Source organism: Undibacterium sp. GW821-FHT07F11, assembly GCF_059418665.1.
On record NZ_JBWKQH010000007.1, the window covers coordinates 15052 to 33043 of the forward strand.

The 17992-nt window shown below is 46.6% G+C and carries 25 protein-coding genes; all 25 read right to left on the reverse strand.

The window, feature by feature from the left end; all coding sequences use genetic code 11:
- Positions 1–141: 141 nt before the first annotated feature.
- The 25 genes from AC07OI_RS17865 to AC07OI_RS17985 all read right to left on the reverse strand — a co-directional run bounded on the left by AC07OI_RS17865 (position 142) and on the right by AC07OI_RS17985 (position 17930).
- On the reverse strand, positions 142–585 hold the full coding sequence (locus AC07OI_RS17865) for a hypothetical protein (RefSeq protein ID WP_492707975.1): 444 nt from the start codon (positions 583–585) through the stop codon (positions 142–144).
- Positions 566–1831: a hypothetical protein gene (locus AC07OI_RS17870; protein ID WP_492707973.1), complete on the reverse strand. Its 1266-nt coding sequence runs from the start codon at positions 1829–1831 to the stop codon at positions 566–568. The genes AC07OI_RS17865 and AC07OI_RS17870 overlap by 20 nt, the downstream gene beginning before the upstream one ends.
- A 208-nt stretch (positions 1832–2039) precedes the next feature.
- Complete coding sequence (locus tag AC07OI_RS17875) at positions 2040–2240, reverse strand: hypothetical protein (RefSeq protein WP_492707971.1); 201 nt, start codon at positions 2238–2240, stop codon at positions 2040–2042.
- A gap of 159 nt (positions 2241–2399) precedes the next feature.
- A complete protein-coding gene (locus AC07OI_RS17880; protein WP_495258121.1) occupies positions 2400–2681 on the reverse strand; it encodes a hypothetical protein in 282 nt (93 codons plus the stop codon).
- Positions 2682–3390: 709 nt separating this feature from the next.
- Positions 3391–3924, reverse strand: a complete 534-nt coding sequence (locus AC07OI_RS17885; RefSeq protein WP_495258122.1) for a hypothetical protein — start codon at positions 3922–3924, stop codon at positions 3391–3393.
- Positions 3914–4828, reverse strand: coding sequence for a hypothetical protein (locus AC07OI_RS17890; protein ID WP_495258123.1), 915 nt, complete (start codon positions 4826–4828; stop codon positions 3914–3916). Before AC07OI_RS17890 ends, AC07OI_RS17885 begins: the two co-directional genes overlap by 11 nt.
- A 290-nt stretch (positions 4829–5118) precedes the next feature.
- The gene (locus AC07OI_RS17895; RefSeq protein WP_495258124.1) at positions 5119–5364 is read right to left on the reverse strand and encodes a hypothetical protein; all 246 of its coding nucleotides are present in this window, start codon (positions 5362–5364) and stop codon (positions 5119–5121) included.
- Positions 5365–5438: 74 nt separating this feature from the next.
- Positions 5439–5861 (reverse strand): hypothetical protein, encoded by a 423-nt coding sequence (locus AC07OI_RS17900; protein ID WP_495258125.1) that lies wholly within the window; start codon positions 5859–5861, stop codon positions 5439–5441.
- Complete coding sequence (locus tag AC07OI_RS17905; RefSeq protein WP_495258126.1) at positions 5854–6336, reverse strand: glycoside hydrolase family 108 protein; 483 nt, start codon at positions 6334–6336, stop codon at positions 5854–5856. Before AC07OI_RS17905 ends, AC07OI_RS17900 begins: the two co-directional genes overlap by 8 nt.
- A complete protein-coding gene (locus tag AC07OI_RS17910; protein ID WP_492707953.1) occupies positions 6323–6604 on the reverse strand; it encodes a hypothetical protein in 282 nt (93 codons plus the stop codon). Before AC07OI_RS17910 ends, AC07OI_RS17905 begins: the two co-directional genes overlap by 14 nt.
- Positions 6605–6732: 128 nt before the next feature.
- Positions 6733–8286: a hypothetical protein gene (locus tag AC07OI_RS17915; protein ID WP_495258127.1), complete on the reverse strand. Its 1554-nt coding sequence runs from the start codon at positions 8284–8286 to the stop codon at positions 6733–6735.
- Positions 8283–8774 carry a hypothetical protein gene (locus AC07OI_RS17920; protein WP_495258128.1) on the reverse strand — a complete coding sequence of 164 codons (492 nt, stop codon included), beginning with the start codon at positions 8772–8774 and terminating at the stop codon, positions 8283–8285. Before AC07OI_RS17920 ends, AC07OI_RS17915 begins: the two co-directional genes overlap by 4 nt.
- Before the next feature lie 3 nt (positions 8775–8777).
- The gene (locus tag AC07OI_RS17925; protein ID WP_495258129.1) at positions 8778–9038 is read right to left on the reverse strand and encodes a hypothetical protein; all 261 of its coding nucleotides are present in this window, start codon (positions 9036–9038) and stop codon (positions 8778–8780) included.
- An 8-nt stretch (positions 9039–9046) separates the two neighbouring features.
- Entirely contained in the window at positions 9047–9325 is a 279-nt protein-coding gene (locus AC07OI_RS17930; protein WP_495258130.1) for a hypothetical protein, read from the reverse strand.
- Positions 9319–10869, reverse strand: coding sequence for a hypothetical protein (locus AC07OI_RS17935; protein WP_495258131.1), 1551 nt, complete (start codon positions 10867–10869; stop codon positions 9319–9321). The genes AC07OI_RS17930 and AC07OI_RS17935 overlap by 7 nt, the downstream gene beginning before the upstream one ends.
- Positions 10856–12481 (reverse strand): hypothetical protein, encoded by a 1626-nt coding sequence (locus AC07OI_RS17940; RefSeq protein ID WP_495258132.1) that lies wholly within the window; start codon positions 12479–12481, stop codon positions 10856–10858. Before AC07OI_RS17940 ends, AC07OI_RS17935 begins: the two co-directional genes overlap by 14 nt.
- Before the next feature lie 8 nt (positions 12482–12489).
- Positions 12490–12627: a hypothetical protein gene (locus AC07OI_RS17945; protein ID WP_495258133.1), complete on the reverse strand. Its 138-nt coding sequence runs from the start codon at positions 12625–12627 to the stop codon at positions 12490–12492.
- 2 nt (positions 12628–12629) lie between these two features.
- Positions 12630–13481 carry a hypothetical protein gene (locus AC07OI_RS17950; RefSeq protein WP_495258134.1) on the reverse strand — a complete coding sequence of 284 codons (852 nt, stop codon included), beginning with the start codon at positions 13479–13481 and terminating at the stop codon, positions 12630–12632.
- A gap of 2 nt (positions 13482–13483) precedes the next feature.
- On the reverse strand, positions 13484–13903 hold the full coding sequence (locus AC07OI_RS17955) for a hypothetical protein (RefSeq protein ID WP_495258135.1): 420 nt from the start codon (positions 13901–13903) through the stop codon (positions 13484–13486).
- Between the two features lie 9 nt (positions 13904–13912).
- The gene (locus AC07OI_RS17960) at positions 13913–14692 is read right to left on the reverse strand and encodes a hypothetical protein (RefSeq protein ID WP_495258136.1); all 780 of its coding nucleotides are present in this window, start codon (positions 14690–14692) and stop codon (positions 13913–13915) included.
- Complete coding sequence (locus AC07OI_RS17965) at positions 14692–15300, reverse strand: phage adaptor protein (protein WP_495258137.1); 609 nt, start codon at positions 15298–15300, stop codon at positions 14692–14694. The genes AC07OI_RS17960 and AC07OI_RS17965 overlap by 1 nt, the downstream gene beginning before the upstream one ends.
- Positions 15297–15581 carry a hypothetical protein gene (locus AC07OI_RS17970; RefSeq protein ID WP_492707934.1) on the reverse strand — a complete coding sequence of 95 codons (285 nt, stop codon included), beginning with the start codon at positions 15579–15581 and terminating at the stop codon, positions 15297–15299. Before AC07OI_RS17970 ends, AC07OI_RS17965 begins: the two co-directional genes overlap by 4 nt.
- The gene (locus AC07OI_RS17975) at positions 15581–15886 is read right to left on the reverse strand and encodes a hypothetical protein (RefSeq protein ID WP_492707932.1); all 306 of its coding nucleotides are present in this window, start codon (positions 15884–15886) and stop codon (positions 15581–15583) included. Before AC07OI_RS17975 ends, AC07OI_RS17970 begins: the two co-directional genes overlap by 1 nt.
- 115 nt (positions 15887–16001) lie before the next feature.
- Complete coding sequence (locus tag AC07OI_RS17980) at positions 16002–16925, reverse strand: DUF5309 domain-containing protein (protein ID WP_110256865.1); 924 nt, start codon at positions 16923–16925, stop codon at positions 16002–16004.
- Positions 16926–16949: 24 nt separating this feature from the next.
- The gene (locus tag AC07OI_RS17985) at positions 16950–17930 is read right to left on the reverse strand and encodes a hypothetical protein (protein WP_492707930.1); all 981 of its coding nucleotides are present in this window, start codon (positions 17928–17930) and stop codon (positions 16950–16952) included.
- Positions 17931–17992: the final 62 nt, after the last annotated feature.

The following is a 17992-nucleotide window of genomic DNA, read 5'->3' on the forward strand; positions in this document are numbered from 1 at the left end:
CCAGGCTTATTCAATTTGTGCTTCCTAGTTAACCCTGGTGGTCGTGAAGTTGCATATGATCCGCGAGTTTCAGCATGACTTGGGGTGCAGCTTTTCCACCCTAAGCCCATCCACCTTTACACAGAAGATCGAAAACAAGTTTTAAGACTTACTTTCGCTTGAGCTTCCTACCTTGCATATGAACTTAATATTTTTCTCCTGGGCGATATTCACAAGAAAATTTTGCAAGTTGCTGGCTGTAGTTTCGCAAGTCGGTTTGTGCGGGCTTTGTAACCAGCAATCGAACTGTCCCTTTTTAGTCGAGAAACAGTGCAGTTGCTCTTGCAAAGAGTCATCCCTCAAGAGGGTCACGATAGTATTTCTCTCATACTGCAAGGACTTAGAGGCTGATTTTTCTTTTAACGCTTCTTCAAAATCTAAGCCAGTCTTTTCATCCAGAGTCAAACTATATTGAAGCGCAGGCTTTTCTTCTTTAACGACCTGATGGCTCATTGAAAAAAACAAGAAAATAATCACCGCGAGAACTATAGGTGTCCCGATGAACCAAACCAAAGGCCAGATCACCTTACTTTTTCTTGAATTCATATGCTTGCTTCGCCCTTTCGAAAGCTTTTTCGTCATTGTTCTTAAAAATATACCAGAGATTATTTGGTTTCCCAACCGTGGTATTTAAATCAGCCATGTCCTTAGATGACAATGTTATGCCAGGTATAATTGGCATTTCAACGTTCTGCCCGACACCCCACGTTAACATTCTGATTTTATTACCTATTTGAACCGGCGCACGCGTTACGATTCCGTCTCGCATGGCATGTCCAGGTAAGGTGATATTAACAAGCGCATGGTTTTCAGGATCGAGTGCCTGGACAATATTATTTCCACCGGTCAATCGCTGAGCTTTCCCTGTTTCCGCTCTACCCTCTTGCCCTGGTGCGCCATTGTACAAGAGTCCTTCATTGTATATATTTGGGATATTGCACCACTTTTCACTAACATCACAACTAGCCGGTGAGAGTTCTGCATAGTTGTGGTAGGTACTACGTGACTTTGAATGGTCACCAAATGATTGAGCATACTGAACAGGAAAACTATCTCTTGGAAACGCATTATATGGGATTGCTACTGGAGCATCTTTCCCCTGGTTACTAAAATAAAGTAACTCTTTTCGGTCATCTTCAGCGCGATCTGCGAAAAAACGTTCCATATCTTGTGATTTTATTGCAGCACTGGCAGATTGCCCTCGATTTATCAAGCGCAATTGCTCACTCTGCATGGCGTCTCTGACATCCCGATTTTTTTTGAACTCAGCATTTTTTGACCAGAATGCATTTAACTGTGCTTGGCTCACATCGGATTGATGCAAGCTATCCAAGCCTGGACTATTTATTACTCTATTCACACTCAACTCATGTGGGCTACCCATACCATTCAGATTGGTATACTGAATCAACTCACCGGCGCTTGGTGTATAACCATAGTTCTTTTTGAAAAGCGCTGTCATGGTGTCGCCAGTACGGCTCAGGTCTCGTATGTCAAAGTCTCCGGTTTCATATCCAGATTTTTCTGATCGCAAGAAGTTGGACTTGGCCAGATCAACATCGTCATCTATCGCGCCCCGGCCTGGCATGGCAACGGGGGCAAATAAATTGCTGCTGTCAGAGATAGGCAGGCTGTAGCCAAAGTCACGCTGTGCTTCCGCATAACCCGGCAACGTTCTTGGGTCAACCCTGGGTGTATTCAGATCATTTAAGTAACTGCTGTCTTCATCGAGCTTCAAATCTTTATACAGATCAGACAAGTCAGATTCATCTTCGTAAAGTTTGTACGCCATATTTTCCTCTTGATATTGGTTGCAGCATGCCCTTGCATCCCGCAGGTGGTGTAGTTGATATGCTCTGACAGAGTGGACGCACATCGTCCTGCCATTCGACATATGTTCGTAAAAGCGGCGTGGAGGACTTTCTTGCGTGGTGAAAATGATGTAAGACGACAATCTGTGAAACAGAAGCCAATCTCAATACTCACATCACTGTTACGATTTAGTACGGACGTTTGGTTGTGGCGACCAAATCAGTAAACAAGTCACTGACGAAAAGCCAGGCTTGTTCAATTTGTGCTTCCACATTCAGGCTGGTGGCGATGAAATTGCGTATGATCAAAGCCTTACTATTGCCTGGTGTCGCAGGGATGAGGCATTCTATGTCCAGTATCAGTTTTTTTGATTTGCTCTTTGTGTTCAATAATAATGCTGATGGCTTGCATATAGAGTTTCAAAATTTCGATCAAATTCAGCCATCCACTTGTAACGCCTTCTTGAAAATAATTCTTCCTCATGCGACTTGCCCTCAACACCCTCAACATATCTTTCCGCAGCATTTCAAAACTAACTTCAATCGAATTCAGTCAAAGCTAATGGGAAATATCTTGAAGCAAAAAAAATCTTTTTCCCATCTATCTTTTACAATGCAGTAAATATTTTTGAAAAATTGTCTTGGGTTTTCAATGTTCCAATGTGAAGGCAAAGAAATTGAATTGAAATCTGCCTGATTGCATAGCAAAGATGCAAAATCATATTCGCTGTCTTTTAGAGCACCCGCTAGCGCCTGGAACGCCTGCACCTTAATTTCCTTACTGAGATCGTCACCAACGCCAAAATAATATTTATCAAAAAGTTCTTTCAAATCCTCTAATTTATTTGGATCATAGCGATTAAGTTCTGGATCAAGCGTCTCTTCTCTATCATAGACGTCAAAGCCCGCAAAAAACCATTAAGTACAGAACAACGATCACCATCACTTTGTCATATGTGTGATGGCGGTTTGATTGGTAATTTCAAAAGAATGAAGGTGAAGAGAGAAGTGAAAAATAATTACCTTATCACCGCAACCCGTCGTTGATCAGTAAACGACAATTGTAGTTTACTCTGAGAAAAAATTCGCTGCCCCCTGAGAATTGCATATGAGTAGTTGAAATGCTACTTGGACTTTAGACGCATTGCTTTGATTTTATCAACCCAAGCCATGATCTCGTCACGTACGGGAAAACTCCCGTCGATAAAACCTGGGCGAAATTCTTCCCAAAATTGAAAGCTTCCGTCACAGTCAAGTCTATGAAAATTGTTGACTGTGCCACTTAAAGCAGCATCTATGTGCATAAATCGCCACCAAACTGGCGGCCAGAAATGATCGTTTAACAGAGGTTCGATTATTTCCAAATCTGAATTTATCCACTTAATAATTAGCCCCCACTTATCTTCATCTCCAAGGCTTAACAAATATGACTTCAAAGATCTGAGCTCATTGACGATCGGGATTATTGCCAGCAATCTTCTATCCAATTTTATTTGCTCCATGGAGTTGGGTGGAAAGAAATTTCTGAATTACGTTGGATCTACATTTTTTTCGGACAATTCGGCTCAACATCATATCCCAGAGGAATATACAAATGACTGAGTTTCTTCTTTCCCTCACGTCTGATCAAATGCATTCCCTCTAAGCTATAACAAGTTGACAAGGTCGAAACCACTTTTTTATCAGTGATTTGATATTGCGTACCTTTGACTTGAACATTCACATTTTTCCCAATAACAGCAAGACCAATAAAAGGATCTGGATAGGATACGGAATTACTGAATTTCAAGCGATACGCATGTATCTTCCGATTGCTCATCTCATCGGTAACAACATCGTCAGGTTCTAATTGAATTTCTTTTTCAATTATTGCTTTTGTGCAGCATTGCGCCTTGCCATCTTTCCCAGCAAATTCAGCCTGAATTTCATCTGCTCCAGATAAAACTCCAGCAGTAAATAACATAGGAGGCTTATCAGGGAATATTTTTACAATTCCATCAAGAGCTGTCGCCGCGTTTATTGACTGGGATAGTAATAATCCCATTGATAGCATGAGTGTATTTTTAATTTCCATTATCTGACCAGTGTGGTTTATCGGATACTAACTTTCGCACGCCATAACTTGCCCCCACGGGATAAAGATCACTTTCCTTATCTATTCGGACGGAATTACCATTTGCATCAGTAACGGTGCGTCCAAGCAAACCAGTAACCCTCATGTCTACCGCTCCTCGAGCAGTGTGTCGTGAAGCGAGTGCAGGTGGATAAACAATACCATAAGCTTGTTTCATTTGTCTTGCTGCATTGACAGAATCACTTGCGACTGGATGCACCCATTGAACAGGTACGCCTGCCATTGGCGGAACATCCTCTGGATTAATCTGACCACTCGCAATCTTATGTGCGTAATGCATGAGATAAGCCCGCTCAGACGGTCGGTAAGTAGCATCTACATTTATGTCGCCGCCTCCGGCACGTATTGCATCAGCAAATCTATTCATATTTGACCTAAATTGAGGATGAAGATCATCTAACGAACTGCTTGTTGGAAATCGACTTACCCACGTTGGGCCGCTCAAAACCAGGTTGCCAGAATTTTCTTGTGTTTGTGAAGTTGCAGGAGATGAGAGTGAAGTATTTGTTGCAGCCTCGCGCATTGACAAACGAATCCGGTCCTCATCGAAATTTTCCTGTTCAAGCTCAGGAGGAATCGGTAATCGATTCAGGTTGACATATTGATTCATTTCATTAGCGCTGGGCGTGTATCCATAATCTTTTTTAAACAATGCAGCAACATCACCTGCTTCTCTGATTGGAAAGCCCCTATCAGAGCCCCTAGTGGGATAAGCATTTTTTTCGGAGCGCAGAAAATCTGATTTCGCCAAGTCACTCGAATCGGATATCGCTCCTATAAACCTAGAGCGACTCGCTGGATTTTCTCTCAAACCTGCTATATCCTGACCGTAACCGAAGTCCATATTAGCGCCACGAGAAAATGGCGGTGGCTCTCATCGTAATTCCAGGTCATCATTGCCCATACTCCATGGTGAATAACTGTCACTAGCTCTCTCGTCTGATGTATCGACCAAATATGGCAGTCCATCAACTCCAAAAATTCTTTGTAAATTTGCCATTGTTGTTCCTCTTCAAAATAAAATTAATATGTCTGTCTTTGGACTTAGCTATCAGCAAAGTGCAATTTTATGTAAGAAAGAGGCTGTCCAAGATAGGACAGCCTCTTTTTCATCAAGTTCTACAAATACTTTGCCTAGCCAGCTCGTTTCGTCGTGGCGACCAGATCATTAAACAAGCCACTGACAAAAGGCCAGGCTTGTTCAATTTGTGCTTCCACGTTCAGGCTGGTAGCGATGAAATTGCGTATGATCAAAGCCTTACTGTTGCCTGCTGTCGCAGGGATCAGGCTTTCTATGTCCAGTATCAGTTTTTTGATTTGCTCTTTGTGTTCAGCAATAAAGCTAATGACTTGCAATATGGTTGCGGCGATTTGTAGCATGGTTTGTCCTTTAAAATTGACATTTATATTTCAGGGTGATGCCGTCGATTGAGTTGAGGTAGTCGCGCGCCGAATCAACCACGGAATGTGGTGTCGAGCCCGGCAAGCGAATTGTCGTTGTCGACAATTGTGGTGTGAGGCTGGCGTTGCAACGTGGCTGTTGCCATAGGTTTTGGTATTGCTGGCACGCCGTCGATGAAGCTGTGATCTTCAATTGGAGCGAGTTGCCCTGCCTTTGCTGGCAATAGGCCGGCTCTTTTAGAGGTAATGACGGGGAGCACGACGCCAACAAGACTGACGACGCCAATAGCAAGACCATTGAGCTGCTCTGGCGTAATGGCCAAGTGAATGCCAAATGTGTCACCGAATTGTGCCAGCGCACCCAATGCTGCGGCCAGAGCGGCGACTGAGATTCCGCCGTTTTTCCAGAGCTCAACATTGCTGACCTCGCTGCCTTTGCGAAAAAGATTAATGACTGCATTGATTTTTTCAAACATGATCGGTCTCCCATAAAACATTGTTTGCCAGCCGGTTGACCCAACCTGCGCCAAAACTGGGCCAGTTGGACAATTTGGTGTAGAACTGCATGCGGTGAGCCAGCATGCGTTTGGCCAATTTTTCAGCATTGAATTTGCCAACTGCTGTCAGGGTGATGGGGCCAACAATACCGTCTTCAGCCACACCTGCTGCACGTTGCAGCAATCTTGCTGCCGTACCTGCGCCGCAATTAATTGCGCAATCAAAGAATTCAAAAGCAACGACCAACGGGAATTGGTCCAGCTGATTGGCGTCCCAGAAGTCGCGCTTGTAAAGCGCTTTGGCTTGCTCTGCCGTGAGTGCTGCAATATCGAGCTTGGGATAACTGCGCTGGCTAATGCCGAACTTGGTGAGTTTGCCAGCATCGAGCGGATGATTACTGGTGCCACCTTCGTTTTTCAGTACCGGGGTAATGCAAATATCAAAGTTGTTCATGTTGATGTTCTTTCCAACGTTGTTCTGCTTCTTGTCTTTCAATTTCTGCTGTTTGCAGGCTGACCCAGCGCTGGCGCAGCAGGATGAGTGAAATGGCTATGCCTATCAGCATCGAAGCAATCGACAGGTAGCCCTGTATTTCAGCAATCGAAGTAAGGGGTGCGATTGCGGTCGTGATCGCTGGCACGGCCAACGCAGTTTTAGGATTGTTGGCTATCGCCTCTACCACCTGACTAGCAGCAGTTTCGGCGTTATTGGGAATATTCATGAATAGCGTCCTTATAAATATGTGGGCTTCAATCAGGATAGTGACAATGAAGCTGGACTGGATAGGCAAATATCCACAACATAGTCCAGTTTTCAGCAAGGTTGACGTGTGTTCACGCCAATCAAATTTCAGACGATTTCTCCTGATTCCCATATGGGATAGTCGCTTGACCCGGCATCGCCGGAAGAATTGCTCCAAACAGGATTGCTGCTATTATTGCCAGCCTTGCCTGCACCCTGGCCACTGAAAACGTTGCCGATTCCTTTGACAAAACCACCCAGAAGATTAGATCCCATACCATCTCCCTGACCATACTTAGCGGATGCGCCATTCGAGCTTGAAGAGCCGCTGATGCCCATGTAAGGAGACAGGAGGCCGTTGATCCTGCTAGCCTGATTCAATGCATAATCATTCTGATTATTGGCAACTCCATAGGCATTATTGATCAGTGAAGTAACCGCATTGAGGCCATTCAGTTTGTTTTGGCTATTAAGCTGGTTATTCGCCAACTGCCATGCTGCGTTTTGCATATTGGCTTGCTGGCGATTACCCAGGTTTGCCATATTGGTCGCTTGCATGCCCTGATAATTATTCTGATTGGCTTGCTGCAGGAAGCCTGCATTGGCCAAATTGGTTTGCAAAGCCCCTCCAAACAATTGCGACAACACATTATTTTGTGCCGTTGCATTGAATTGATTATTATTGTTAGCCATCTGTGCATTGCTGAGATTGACCTGATTCTTGGCACCGGCATCCTGCCCCGCCACATTGTATTGCTGGCCTGACAGCCCCATGGCTGCATTGAGCTGATTTTGCCTGTCCTGGCTATATTGTCCGGATTGCGCGGCAACCGCAGTGTCTGTCATGTTTTGCCCGACTTGTGACAAGGCACGACTCATATTGCGGGCAAGAGAATCTGCCGCCTTTCCTTCTGCGATGCCTTGGCGTGATCCACCATATTGGCCATTGATAATGGCATCGCCACGTAAAGAAGGCAGAATGTCTTCCTTGAACTGTTGCATGGCATCGCTTTGCAAATTCTGGAATTGTGAAGAACTTTGATTCAAGCCTTTCTGGATAGCGCCAGCCAGATAGGGATTATTCCCGAGATCGCCATAAATCACATCTTGAAAAGCCCGGCCCAGGCCAAGATTATTTTGCCCGGGAACGTTAATCATGGCAGCCGGACCTGCTTGTGCCAAGGCAGAAGTCGCCGCCTGATAAGCTTGTGGCATCTGGCTGAAGGCAGCATTCATAGGCGTGGCATAAGCACCTTGTGCTGCCTGCATGCTGACAGGATCATAGGCGTTCTTCATCAATCTGAAGGCGGAATCCCTCGCTTCCCCCATATCCCAGGCAGAATTGGTGCCAAGATAATTGTCGGCAGCCTGGCCATAGTTGGCTAGTCCCTGATTTTGCTTTTTATCAAACAGACCCTGATAGCGCCCCAACAAGCCACTGTCGTTGATATAGTCGCCTTCGTCATAAACTGGAACACCCGATTCATTTATTTCGCTTGGCGTTGCACCAGGCTTAAGTACTCTGCCTGTGCCAAAGAGTATGTTGGCGATGCGTGGATCCAGCTGCGCCTGGCCACTTTGGCCCGAGGGTTTCGGATCATCCTTGAGCAACGCTCCACCGATTACGCTTACTGCAGCACCACCGATATATCCCCATGTCATGTCAATTCTCCTTTTATGCTCGCAATCATTTCTAATGCATCAATTTCATCAAAATTTTTTGCGATAACTTCCTCTTCAATTTTTTCAAGATCCGTTTCGTCAGTAACATGAATGGTTGTCCAGATTGTTTCTTCATGCACTAGCACAACACGCTTGGTACCTGGAGAAGAAACAAAGGTGTGGGGGCCACGAAATTCAATAGGCCCATCTTCTGTCAACACTGAAACATGTCCTTTTGAGATGATGTTCAAATGCGCATGCTTATGTATTTTCCCGATGATTAAGCCGCCAGCAGGCAATGTCATTTCGCGCCCGTATGAGCCTGGAGCGAAGAAGTGACGGACAGGGAAATCCATCTCTGTAAAATTACCGGTATCTCTTGCAGAAAGCATCTGATCTTGCAGTCGTAAAATTAATTCGCGTATTTCTGACTTGGTCTTGTGCGTATTAAGTGAGAAAAAATTTTCTTGCTCGATGAGTGTATTCATGTGTCACCCAAATTTCTGTATTATTGCAGCCGCAAATTGCTTGATCATTTCTGGCTTTCCTGCCATCTGTTCAAGCGATTGGATTATTTTTTTTGTTTCATGGACGTGATGTCTCTTTAGATCAGCTATAACAGCAGCCACCGTTCTTGCGCTTTGGTCGTTCAATAGTGCATTGGCTAATCGCAAAGCATTTGCTTTGTTTTGTGCTCGTTGTAAAAGCCCGCCACTAGTCATATGGTGGCTGCCAAGTATTCCTTTTTTCATGCTTTTTCCTAACCTAAAAATATCCACGAAGATGCTGCGGCTTTGTAGTAATAAATACCTGTACCGGAACCTGGATTCCAATTGATGCCGTCAGCGTAGCGAATGTCCCCGTCTCTGGGCTTGGTTGGCGCAACTGTAGTCTTATCCAGGTGTCCCAGAGATAAGCCCGTGACAGCCGTAGCTATTTTTTGCAATTCAGACGAAAAAAAACGCTGCATTTCTGCAGCGTCGTCTGGTACTTGCGATGGCGCATAAACCACCGTATTTGAATTGTTTATTCTCACCATACCCCCATTGTTTCAACATCAAGATCAACCGAGTCAAGTCGCCACTGAAATGCCGAGCCAGATGCATAGCGATGTGCGATATAACGACCACTGGCAAACAAGTCTACTGCAACAGTCGAGCCTATAGTGTAAGTGCCAGTAACCCATACCGGTTCATCATAGGGCGTATTGGCATATCCTACGCTGACCATCACAGTCTCACCATTATTGCCAACGATACGAGGGCGCACGCCCTTGACCAGTTTAATACTTTCTGGCGTATCGAAAGATAAACCCCGGCGTTCCAGGAAAGCACTTGGCAAGCTGCCATTGAATGAGGCAGAGGCATCCAGCATATACAGTTTCTGATCATTCGATGCCATAACCACTCGAGCAGTATCCGGCGTATAGTCGGGACCACTCCAGAATGTCAGATCAGAATCCCAGGAATCAGAATCCTGTGCCCAGGTACCACCAAGATCATTCGATACTGCACCGTAATTTGCATGGTTAACATTAGGCAGATCACGAAATGAAACCGTCTTGTCGACAAAGTTGTAAACCATGGCCTTGTCGCATACGTTAGAGCCTATAGACGGATACGCCAAATAAATTTCATTCAGGAATGGATTCTTGAAAACAAAAACATTGCTGCGATTATTGACATCAATGTTCTGAAAAAAAAATCTGCGCGTCTGTTTGTCCAGCACTGAGGTCGCTGTCTGTCCATCATGAACGATGACATCAGAACCCGTCACCACAAAATGCCAGCCATCAAATTCAACTGCGCAATTACGGTTGAGCATACCGGACATGCCCAGTATTTTAGAAAACCGGAACATCGACTGCCCACCCACAAAATCCATACGATGGGTAGAATTTTCTGTATAAATGATAAAAGAATCGCGCAAAGATAAACCATCGACAACAGGGCTGCTTGCTTCTGCCAGATCAACTTCGCCTGCATCTTTAGTTGCATCTGCAGCATCCCAGCTTGCCGGGAAAGCACCTGGATCAGCCGGATGCGACCATTTCACCAGGAATGGCTTATTCGTTCCAGCCACAGTCAGGTTCATGGCGATCAAAAAATTCTTGTAGGCTCGTAAGGATTTACAATAAGTATTTGCTGGCCAGTTAGGTAAATCAACAAATTTATTAACCAAATTCAAATCCCACGACATAGGTGCTTTTGAAGTATCACCTACATTTAATACTGGCAAACCTGACAGCAAGGCATGGGTCCATTGGTTAACCACCCCCGCTCTGGGCGTTGCATGTGTGATGTCTGTATGGTTGACAACACCGCCAGAGTATGTAACAGCATGAGACTTTGTGGCACTCATATATACCCAATAGCGGTTGCCGGATATCGTCACTGGCAGCACATATTGCGGCACAACAGGCGGGGAGTTATACACTTCACCATGTCCATAAAACTGGTAGGCATAGCCATCAAGAAATCGAATATTACGCGCATCTGTCCAAGCATTAACGGGGATTTCATGCTGAGACAAATCTTTATTCACTCCGAATTGTCCGACATTTTGTATTTTAACGAGAGCCATATGCGCTTAATAGTCCATAGCGGTTTTGATTACTGTTGACAGGTTGCTGCTGCCCAAAACCCTGATTGAGCAATCCCCTGGGCTGCTGAAAATTATTTTGAAAGCCACCGCTATATGGCTGACTTTGATTTGCCTGTCCCCATGACGAAGATTGATTTTGATATGGATTCTCCCAGGATGGAGAAAAATTATTATATTGTTGCCCAGGCGCTGGGAATTGATTCCCATTCGATTGTTTCGCCGGAAAATTTTGACTTCCATTTGGCGTGTTTATCGCTTCTTGTTGAGCACTATTCTGCCCCCAATACTGGCTGCCTTTTGGCTGATTGGAGCTGGCCCAGTTCGTATTTAATGCCTGGTTATATGCAGGGACTTGCTGAAATGGCTGCAAATAAGGGTTCTGTTGCTGCGTTTGTTGCTGCGGTGACGCACCTTGTTGTTGTGGAAAAAATTGCTGCATTTGTTGACGCTGCGTGGATGACAGCCCTTGCAATTGTTTTTGCAAGTACGACTGCTGCGCAGAATTGAGACTACCATAAGTCTCTATCCTCTTTTGCATGTCCTGATAGGGATCATTTGAGTACATGCCCGAAGCCTGTAGTGGCGTGTAGCCCATCTCATTTGCCCACGCCCGCATTTGCGGCGATGCGCCGTATTTATCAGCCAGGCCTTCAAATACGCCAGCACCTTTCTTCCATGCATCAGGCCCTTGCTGAAAATAATTAAGCACATCCAAATCTGCCTGGCTGGCATTGCCACCAAAGACTTTCCTGTTTGCGGTATCCAGGACACTGTCCTGGGTATACCCATAGCCATTCTTACCAGCCAGTTTCAACCATTGTGCGTCCTGATCATTGACCTTACCTTGCAAACCTGCTTCCTGACTGGCTTTGAGGTAGTCATATCTGACTTCAGCTTTTTGCGCATCACTGAAATTGGCCCCAGCTCCAGCACCATTCATGAGACTGCTGACGAATGCCGCCGAGCTATTCAAATTAAAAAATGGATTAACGTCACCAGTGACGTAACGACCATATTTGTTTTTCAGCTGAGACAAGTAATCATTACTTCCTCCATTGTCAAAACTGGAAGACCTGTCCATAGACGTTGTGTTGTAAACAGGTTCCGGTGTTGCCTTTAAAGATGGTACCTGAATCGGATCCGGTTTTAAAGGTGTCTGAGTTTCAATATTTGCAGATCCCACGCCTTTACCATTCGTGAGATTTTGTGCAGCAGCGACCAGGAATGCATTATGAGAAACATCGTAACCTTTGTTTTTTATTTCGTTATTCCAATAATCAATCCCCGCCTGATCCCCAATCCGTCCAAATGGCGTGTACCAATCAGCTGATTTATTAGTGAATTTCTGATCTGAGACACTATCAGCACCAACCCCCTTACCACTTGCCATATTCTGCGCAGTGGCCGTAAGGAAGTTGCGATATGCGACGTCAGGTCCTTTACTGGCAATTTCATTGTCCCAGTAATCCATGCCAGCCTGGTCACCGATTCGTCCAAATGGTGTATACCAGTCAGCTGATTTGTTTCTGCTTAGCTGATTAGCAGGTTTAGTGGGATTACCACCAATTTCAATAGCATTATTTTGTGTCATGATAAACCTCAGTCTTTCGGTTTAGTAAAAACCTGACCATCCCAGTAGTCACCTATGGATACAGTATCATCACAAGGAATATATCCTGGCACCTTACCTAAAACGATATTCACTACGACACCATCTTCAATTTCTGCGCTTTTCATATTCACCACCAATAAATAACTACTAAACCATCACCACCTCTGCCAGATGTGCCTGAATCAGTACCACCGCCACCACCGGAGGGAAAACCACCGTCATATGCATTGAGGCCAGTACCAGTAGCAGAGCTTCCACCCGAACCGCCCCCTCCCATCAATCCGTGAAGGACTCCATCCACTGTATTTGCTGCCACTTGCCCTGAATATGTTCCAGATTTACCGCCTCTATTTTGCGCCCATCCACTCCCACCGCCGCCACCCGCAAACAGACTGGCTCCCGAGGGAAATCCCATATTTACTGATGAACCAGATCCACCTCCCCACACTGCATTTCCGCCAGATCCTGCTGGATCTGAGCTTGCCCCACCAAAATCACTGAATGCATTCCAATTCAGATTGGCAATTGAACTGTTTGACGAACGTGTATTTGGCAAACCGCCTAATCCATTATTAGCTCCTGCGCCAGAAATACCACCACCACCTCCGCCAAAATTAACTCCGCCACCGCCCCCACCGTATGCTTCTACTAAAAATCCGAAACCTGCCAAACCAAAAGCAGATTTCCCTCCCGTATTTCCAGCGCCAGCGCCTCCCGCAACACTAGCACCACCTGCACCTACTACCACGGGCAAGACTATCCCAGGTTTCATCAATTGTGCCGGGATCATGCTCCTATGCCTTGCACCACCACCGCCTCCTGAAGCATACGTCGCGACACTCGCCCCGCTGCCACCAGCACCGAACACATCAACCAAATAATAGTTAGCCACTGGCACTTGAAAATTTCCCGATGTTTTAAACACCTGAAAACCCGCCCCGCGTGGCGCAGTCCCAACAAAGCCCGTAAATCCAGTCATAATTAGTAATCCCCCGTGTGCACGCGTGCACGCCAGCCCGCAGCTACTGCTGTCCCGATCGTGGCATACAATATATGTCCTGCTGGAATAGCACGATTAACAGGAATCACAACCTTCGTTTGAGCTGCGATTTCAGTTAAAGTCGTAGCTGGTAAATTCACCTCCTCCCAAAGTATGTTATTTGTAGCCGTGGTCGTCGTAGAACCATTGTTCAAAAAGATTCGTAGAACTGACGCTGTATTCGTACCAATAGGAAGCGCCTCTACGCTTTCAACAAATGCACCATTGACACCCGCAGGCGCAGAAATTTGTGTCACCGTACCAGTGCCATCCTTGGCAGTGTTAGCTGCGGTGATTACGGGTGGCATCGTCGCAGGAAATTTTGGTGTCAGTGGAAATATAGGTTTTTGATTCGCTGTCATACGATTTCCTTAAAAATTATTGTATAAATACAGATCACTACCTACCGAGCCTGCATCCCCCCAAAAAGCAGTACTGCCATCACTCAAAATAGTCTGACCCGTTGTCGCAACACTCTGTCCAGGTAAAACTGCAGAAAACACCAATCCATCTGCGTACACTTTGCTCACTGCGTGAGTTGCAGAAACTGGTGTTGCGACGTTAAGCACTGCAGCTGAAAAGTCGTGTGTACCGGCGTAACTTTCACCAGTTTTATTCGCTTTGGCATTCATACTTGTACCAGTCAATGCTCCGCCCACGTCCAAAGAACCACTTACGGTTTGATTACCGGTCAAAGTCAAGTTCCCCGTCAAAGTCTGATTCCCAGTCCTCAGCAAAGTCTCCGATCCAGCAACAATGACGAAATTTGTACCGTCATACATCAACAGTAATGGCTGGTTGGCGACAATGTCACCCGCCGTAGGATCCGCACCCAGCAAAGTCTTGACCGGTTTCGCGCCGAGACCAGAAACATTCACTGTCAAAGCACCTGTACCCGCATTGACTGGCCGGTACAACAGCAACAGCCCTGTCGTATAAGTCAGCAAGGCAGTAGCAGGATTCAAGACATGCGCCGCAGCGGTGCCGGTTTCTGCAGCGGTAATAATCACCGCACCAGTAAAACCGGCAAAGCATTCCTTCAATACCGTTTTCAGCATACGGATATGATCATCTCCCTGAGACTTAGGGTCAGATGCCGTTGGATTTGTGATCGTCAGATCATTGATATAGTTTGCAGTTTCCAATGCCATTATTTAGCCCTCACTTGCATGGTTGAACCTGAATACCAGTCTATGGAATTGATGGCATCCACACTTTGCAGATACAGTTTTTCAAAAGTAGGAATGCGCGCATCGTTCATAATGAACGGCTGGGCTGCACATAAAGCTGCGTACAGGTACACGTTGGGAAAAGCAGTCAGCAACCAGTTCGTCGTATTGATAGTTGTTAGCGCCGGTATGCGCTGCTGATAAGTCAATTCAAGTTGATAAGCTGCGTCTGGTATGGGAGCCAGTTGCAGTTGCTGACCAATGACAGAAAATGCCACTGGTTTGCCAGTCGCAGCACTTGCGTGATCAGCACTGAGTTGATCTGGTGAGGCATAACGCAATACTGTTACCGGGTCGCTACGCAAGATCAGCCGTCTCATTTCCAACATATCAAGCGGCAAGTTCACATAGGCATTACCAGCTATTGTCTGTAAATTGCTGCGTATATCCATGGGCCGAGCCACGATGTCTGACGACATTTTGGCTTCTGCTAAAGCAATGAAGTCAGCAATAAACGGCATCAGATCAGTACGATGTAACCAGCTACTTACTGCGTTTTGCAAACTTGCATAATCAGTGATGGCGCTCATACCCGGCCTCCCCATACACGAAAGGCAGATAATGCCGGGTCTGCCAGCATGCTCTTTACATGCACCGCTTCCGCCATGAATTCCTGGAAACTGATGCCTTTGTCATTCAGATATTTTTCCACGATCACCATGGGGAAAGATGCCGCATGTCGCATGTCACTCGAACCATGCTTTCCTTCTTTATGCAAAGCCTGGGTATGTTCAGCAATGGCCGTGCAATCCTGTACGCGCTCAAACGTGACATCACCACCTTCGACATGGATATTGGTCGTGACTGTCATTACATGTTCTCCAGCGGAGAAACCTGCACAACTCCTGCAGTAGCCACCTGTATTGCAGCGATCCTGTCATTGCCATTCACACTCAGGATGACTGCATCACCCGGCTGTACTTGCAAATCCGTGCTCAAGGCGGTCGCTGATGATTTGCCAAGGCGCACGCAAGCGGGCGCGGTCGCAGCGACACGGATAAAACGCGGCAATTCACCACTGGACATTGTTGGAATAGTTGCAGATGCAGACGTACCCGAAGTAGCGATTGCCACTCCGGTGGTCTGACTCGAAACGGTGATATATCCACCATTCATAAAACCTCCTGCGCTTCACAGCGTTTTAATTCAATTGAAAAAAGCGGGGCTTGCACCCGCCAGCTTTTTTATGCCGCTATCAAAAAACGATGACGGCATACTCGAACGTCAAGAATTACAAGACGTCGTAAATCGCACCGTGCGCCTTTGGTGCGCGGCATTCCAGCGTGTATTCCACCACCAGTTCGCGCTGTACTGCATCACCGGTCGTCGCCAGTTCGATAGTGCTGAACGGGCGCAGGTAAGCCAATGCCAGTTTGTCGGCCTGCAAGACAAACACATCACGTGCTGCCTGGAAGCGGTTCGGTACTACCTTCAAGGAACCAAAGTCGGATACGTACACGTCAATCGCCGCATATAGCTTGGCATCTTCCGATTTATCGAAACGTGTAGCATTACCAGAAAATGTAGAGAAAGTCTGTTTCTGCGCAGGGCCAACCATGATGGTATCGGGCTCACCACCAGCGCTATAGCATTTCTGCAAGACGTTCTTCAACTGTGCTTCAGTAAAAGCGCGCGGTGTACCGACAGTGCGGCCAGTATTGCCGGTATAAGATGCCAAAGTACCGGCATTATTATCGACGTTATCAACCACCCAACCGACCAGGCCACGTGCCTGGCGCGGTGAAGTTGCAGCAACATCGAGTTGACACAGGGCCGACTCCATATCACGTTTCAATTCCAGCGAGGCCATGGACAACTGGTAAGCCAGTTCATCCTTACGGCCTGCCGGGTTCATCGCTTGCTGGGTACCAGAGACGATGACGGTCTTTGATGCGATCTGGGTGCGGTTGCTCAAACGCACAGTCGGCGTCACGCTCTTGGCCGTAGCATTGTCACCCTCAGCTTGCGCATTGGTAGTGACTGCGCTGGCCAGGTCCTGCGTTTGCCATTCATGCAAAGTATTGCTGGCCTTGGCCTTGGCCGCCATGTTCATCAAAGGCGTAGTAGTGGGCGAAATGCGATAAATGATATCGCTGAGATCTTCCTTATTGCCGATTGCGCTGGTCGTTACATAGGTATTGCTTGGTGCTGTCATAGATTTCTCCGGGGTCTCGCGACCTTAAATAAATTTTGCAAAAAGGGATGCTGCGTCTTCAACTCTGCCAGATTTGGCAAGACGCTGCATGGCAGCCTGACGACCATCACCGCCGGGTGATTCGCCCACACCCGGTCTGACTACCTTTTGCGGGATGCTCGTCACACGTTTGGCTGCCGCATTGGCTTTGGACATCATGGCGTCGTACAGCATGGCTTTGCGTCCCAGCAAAACTGCCTTGTGGTCAGCAATGCTGTCTACCAGCTGATGTTCAAAACCTTGCTCCAGTAAATATCGGCGAATGGCATTACTTTCGGCCTCAGCCTTTCTGCTGTCTTTCCAGTCCGGTAGCTTGGCAAGAAGTTCTTCCTGCTGCGTATGGAGCACAGACTCCAGATGGTGTGCCTGCTCTGCCTGGGCAATATGCACCAGGTGCTGTTGTTGCTGAATATTTTTCTGATAAGCAGCTTGTCTCCTTTGATAGAGGTGCTGCTGTTTCAGATATTCAGCGGGGTTATTGTCCAGCAGATGTTCCCAGTCTATCTGCTGTTGCTGGTTCAAGGCGCCTTCGATTTGCGCCGCCATCTTTTGCAGATTGCTGGCATATTCCTGGCGCTCCTGGGTGGCTCTATGAATTTGAGCTTCGGCAGCCTTGCGCTGTTCAGCCACTTCCATGGTCTTTCTGGTGTAATCGGATTGACGCAAGCCATTTTTATAGGCATCTGCCAGTTCTGCCTTCGACAAATTGACGGTCTTGCCATCTACTACAATGGTGACAGCCTCATCATCTCCGGCATACAAGTCCGGCTCTGCGTCCTCAACGGAGGGTTCGGCAGACAAAGTATCATTCCTGTCTCTCCGGCCACTCAAATCATCCAGCACTTCCCTCTCCAGAGCCTGGGCACTTTTTTCATGTGCCTGCGGTTCAAGAAAAGCGCCCATGGCCTGCGCTGCACCATCTACATTCAAAGCACTACTTGTGGGTTCAGTTACCTGATTATCCATATTCCATCTCCAATCAATGAATGGGACTTCCACCCATTCCCGGCGCCTCGCGGCGTTAAGAT

Coding starts and splice junctions, on each gene's coding strand:
- AC07OI_RS17865 (WP_492707975.1), bottom strand. CDS start 585: ATGAATTCAAGAAAAAGTAAGGTGATCTGGCCTTTGGTTTGGTTCATC.
- AC07OI_RS17870 (WP_492707973.1), bottom strand. CDS start 1,831: ATGGCGTACAAACTTTACGAAGATGAATCTGACTTGTCTGATCTGTAT.
- AC07OI_RS17885 (WP_495258122.1), bottom strand. CDS start 3,924: ATGGAAATTAAAAATACACTCATGCTATCAATGGGATTATTACTATCC.
- AC07OI_RS17890 (WP_495258123.1), bottom strand. CDS start 4,828: ATGGACTTCGGTTACGGTCAGGATATAGCAGGTTTGAGAGAAAATCCA.
- AC07OI_RS17895 (WP_495258124.1), bottom strand. CDS start 5,364: ATGCTACAAATCGCCGCAACCATATTGCAAGTCATTAGCTTTATTGCT.
- AC07OI_RS17900 (WP_495258125.1), bottom strand. CDS start 5,861: ATGTTTGAAAAAATCAATGCAGTCATTAATCTTTTTCGCAAAGGCAGC.
- AC07OI_RS17905 (WP_495258126.1), bottom strand. CDS start 6,336: ATGAACAACTTTGATATTTGCATTACCCCGGTACTGAAAAACGAAGGT.
- AC07OI_RS17910 (WP_492707953.1), bottom strand. CDS start 6,604: ATGAATATTCCCAATAACGCCGAAACTGCTGCTAGTCAGGTGGTAGAG.
- AC07OI_RS17915 (WP_495258127.1), bottom strand. CDS start 8,286: ATGACATGGGGATATATCGGTGGTGCTGCAGTAAGCGTAATCGGTGGA.
- AC07OI_RS17920 (WP_495258128.1), bottom strand. CDS start 8,774: ATGAATACACTCATCGAGCAAGAAAATTTTTTCTCACTTAATACGCAC.
- AC07OI_RS17925 (WP_495258129.1), bottom strand. CDS start 9,038: ATGAAAAAAGGAATACTTGGCAGCCACCATATGACTAGTGGCGGGCTT.
- AC07OI_RS17930 (WP_495258130.1), bottom strand. CDS start 9,325: ATGGTGAGAATAAACAATTCAAATACGGTGGTTTATGCGCCATCGCAA.
- AC07OI_RS17935 (WP_495258131.1), bottom strand. CDS start 10,869: ATGGCTCTCGTTAAAATACAAAATGTCGGACAATTCGGAGTGAATAAA.
- AC07OI_RS17940 (WP_495258132.1), bottom strand. CDS start 12,481: ATGACACAAAATAATGCTATTGAAATTGGTGGTAATCCCACTAAACCT.
- AC07OI_RS17945 (WP_495258133.1), bottom strand. CDS start 12,627: ATGAAAAGCGCAGAAATTGAAGATGGTGTCGTAGTGAATATCGTTTTA.
- AC07OI_RS17950 (WP_495258134.1), bottom strand. CDS start 13,481: ATGACTGGATTTACGGGCTTTGTTGGGACTGCGCCACGCGGGGCGGGT.
- AC07OI_RS17955 (WP_495258135.1), bottom strand. CDS start 13,903: ATGACAGCGAATCAAAAACCTATATTTCCACTGACACCAAAATTTCCT.
- AC07OI_RS17960 (WP_495258136.1), bottom strand. CDS start 14,692: ATGGCATTGGAAACTGCAAACTATATCAATGATCTGACGATCACAAAT.
- AC07OI_RS17965 (WP_495258137.1), bottom strand. CDS start 15,300: ATGAGCGCCATCACTGATTATGCAAGTTTGCAAAACGCAGTAAGTAGC.
- AC07OI_RS17970 (WP_492707934.1), bottom strand. CDS start 15,581: ATGACAGTCACGACCAATATCCATGTCGAAGGTGGTGATGTCACGTTT.
- AC07OI_RS17975 (WP_492707932.1), bottom strand. CDS start 15,886: ATGAATGGTGGATATATCACCGTTTCGAGTCAGACCACCGGAGTGGCA.
- AC07OI_RS17980 (WP_110256865.1), bottom strand. CDS start 16,925: ATGACAGCACCAAGCAATACCTATGTAACGACCAGCGCAATCGGCAAT.
- AC07OI_RS17985 (WP_492707930.1), bottom strand. CDS start 17,930: ATGGATAATCAGGTAACTGAACCCACAAGTAGTGCTTTGAATGTAGAT.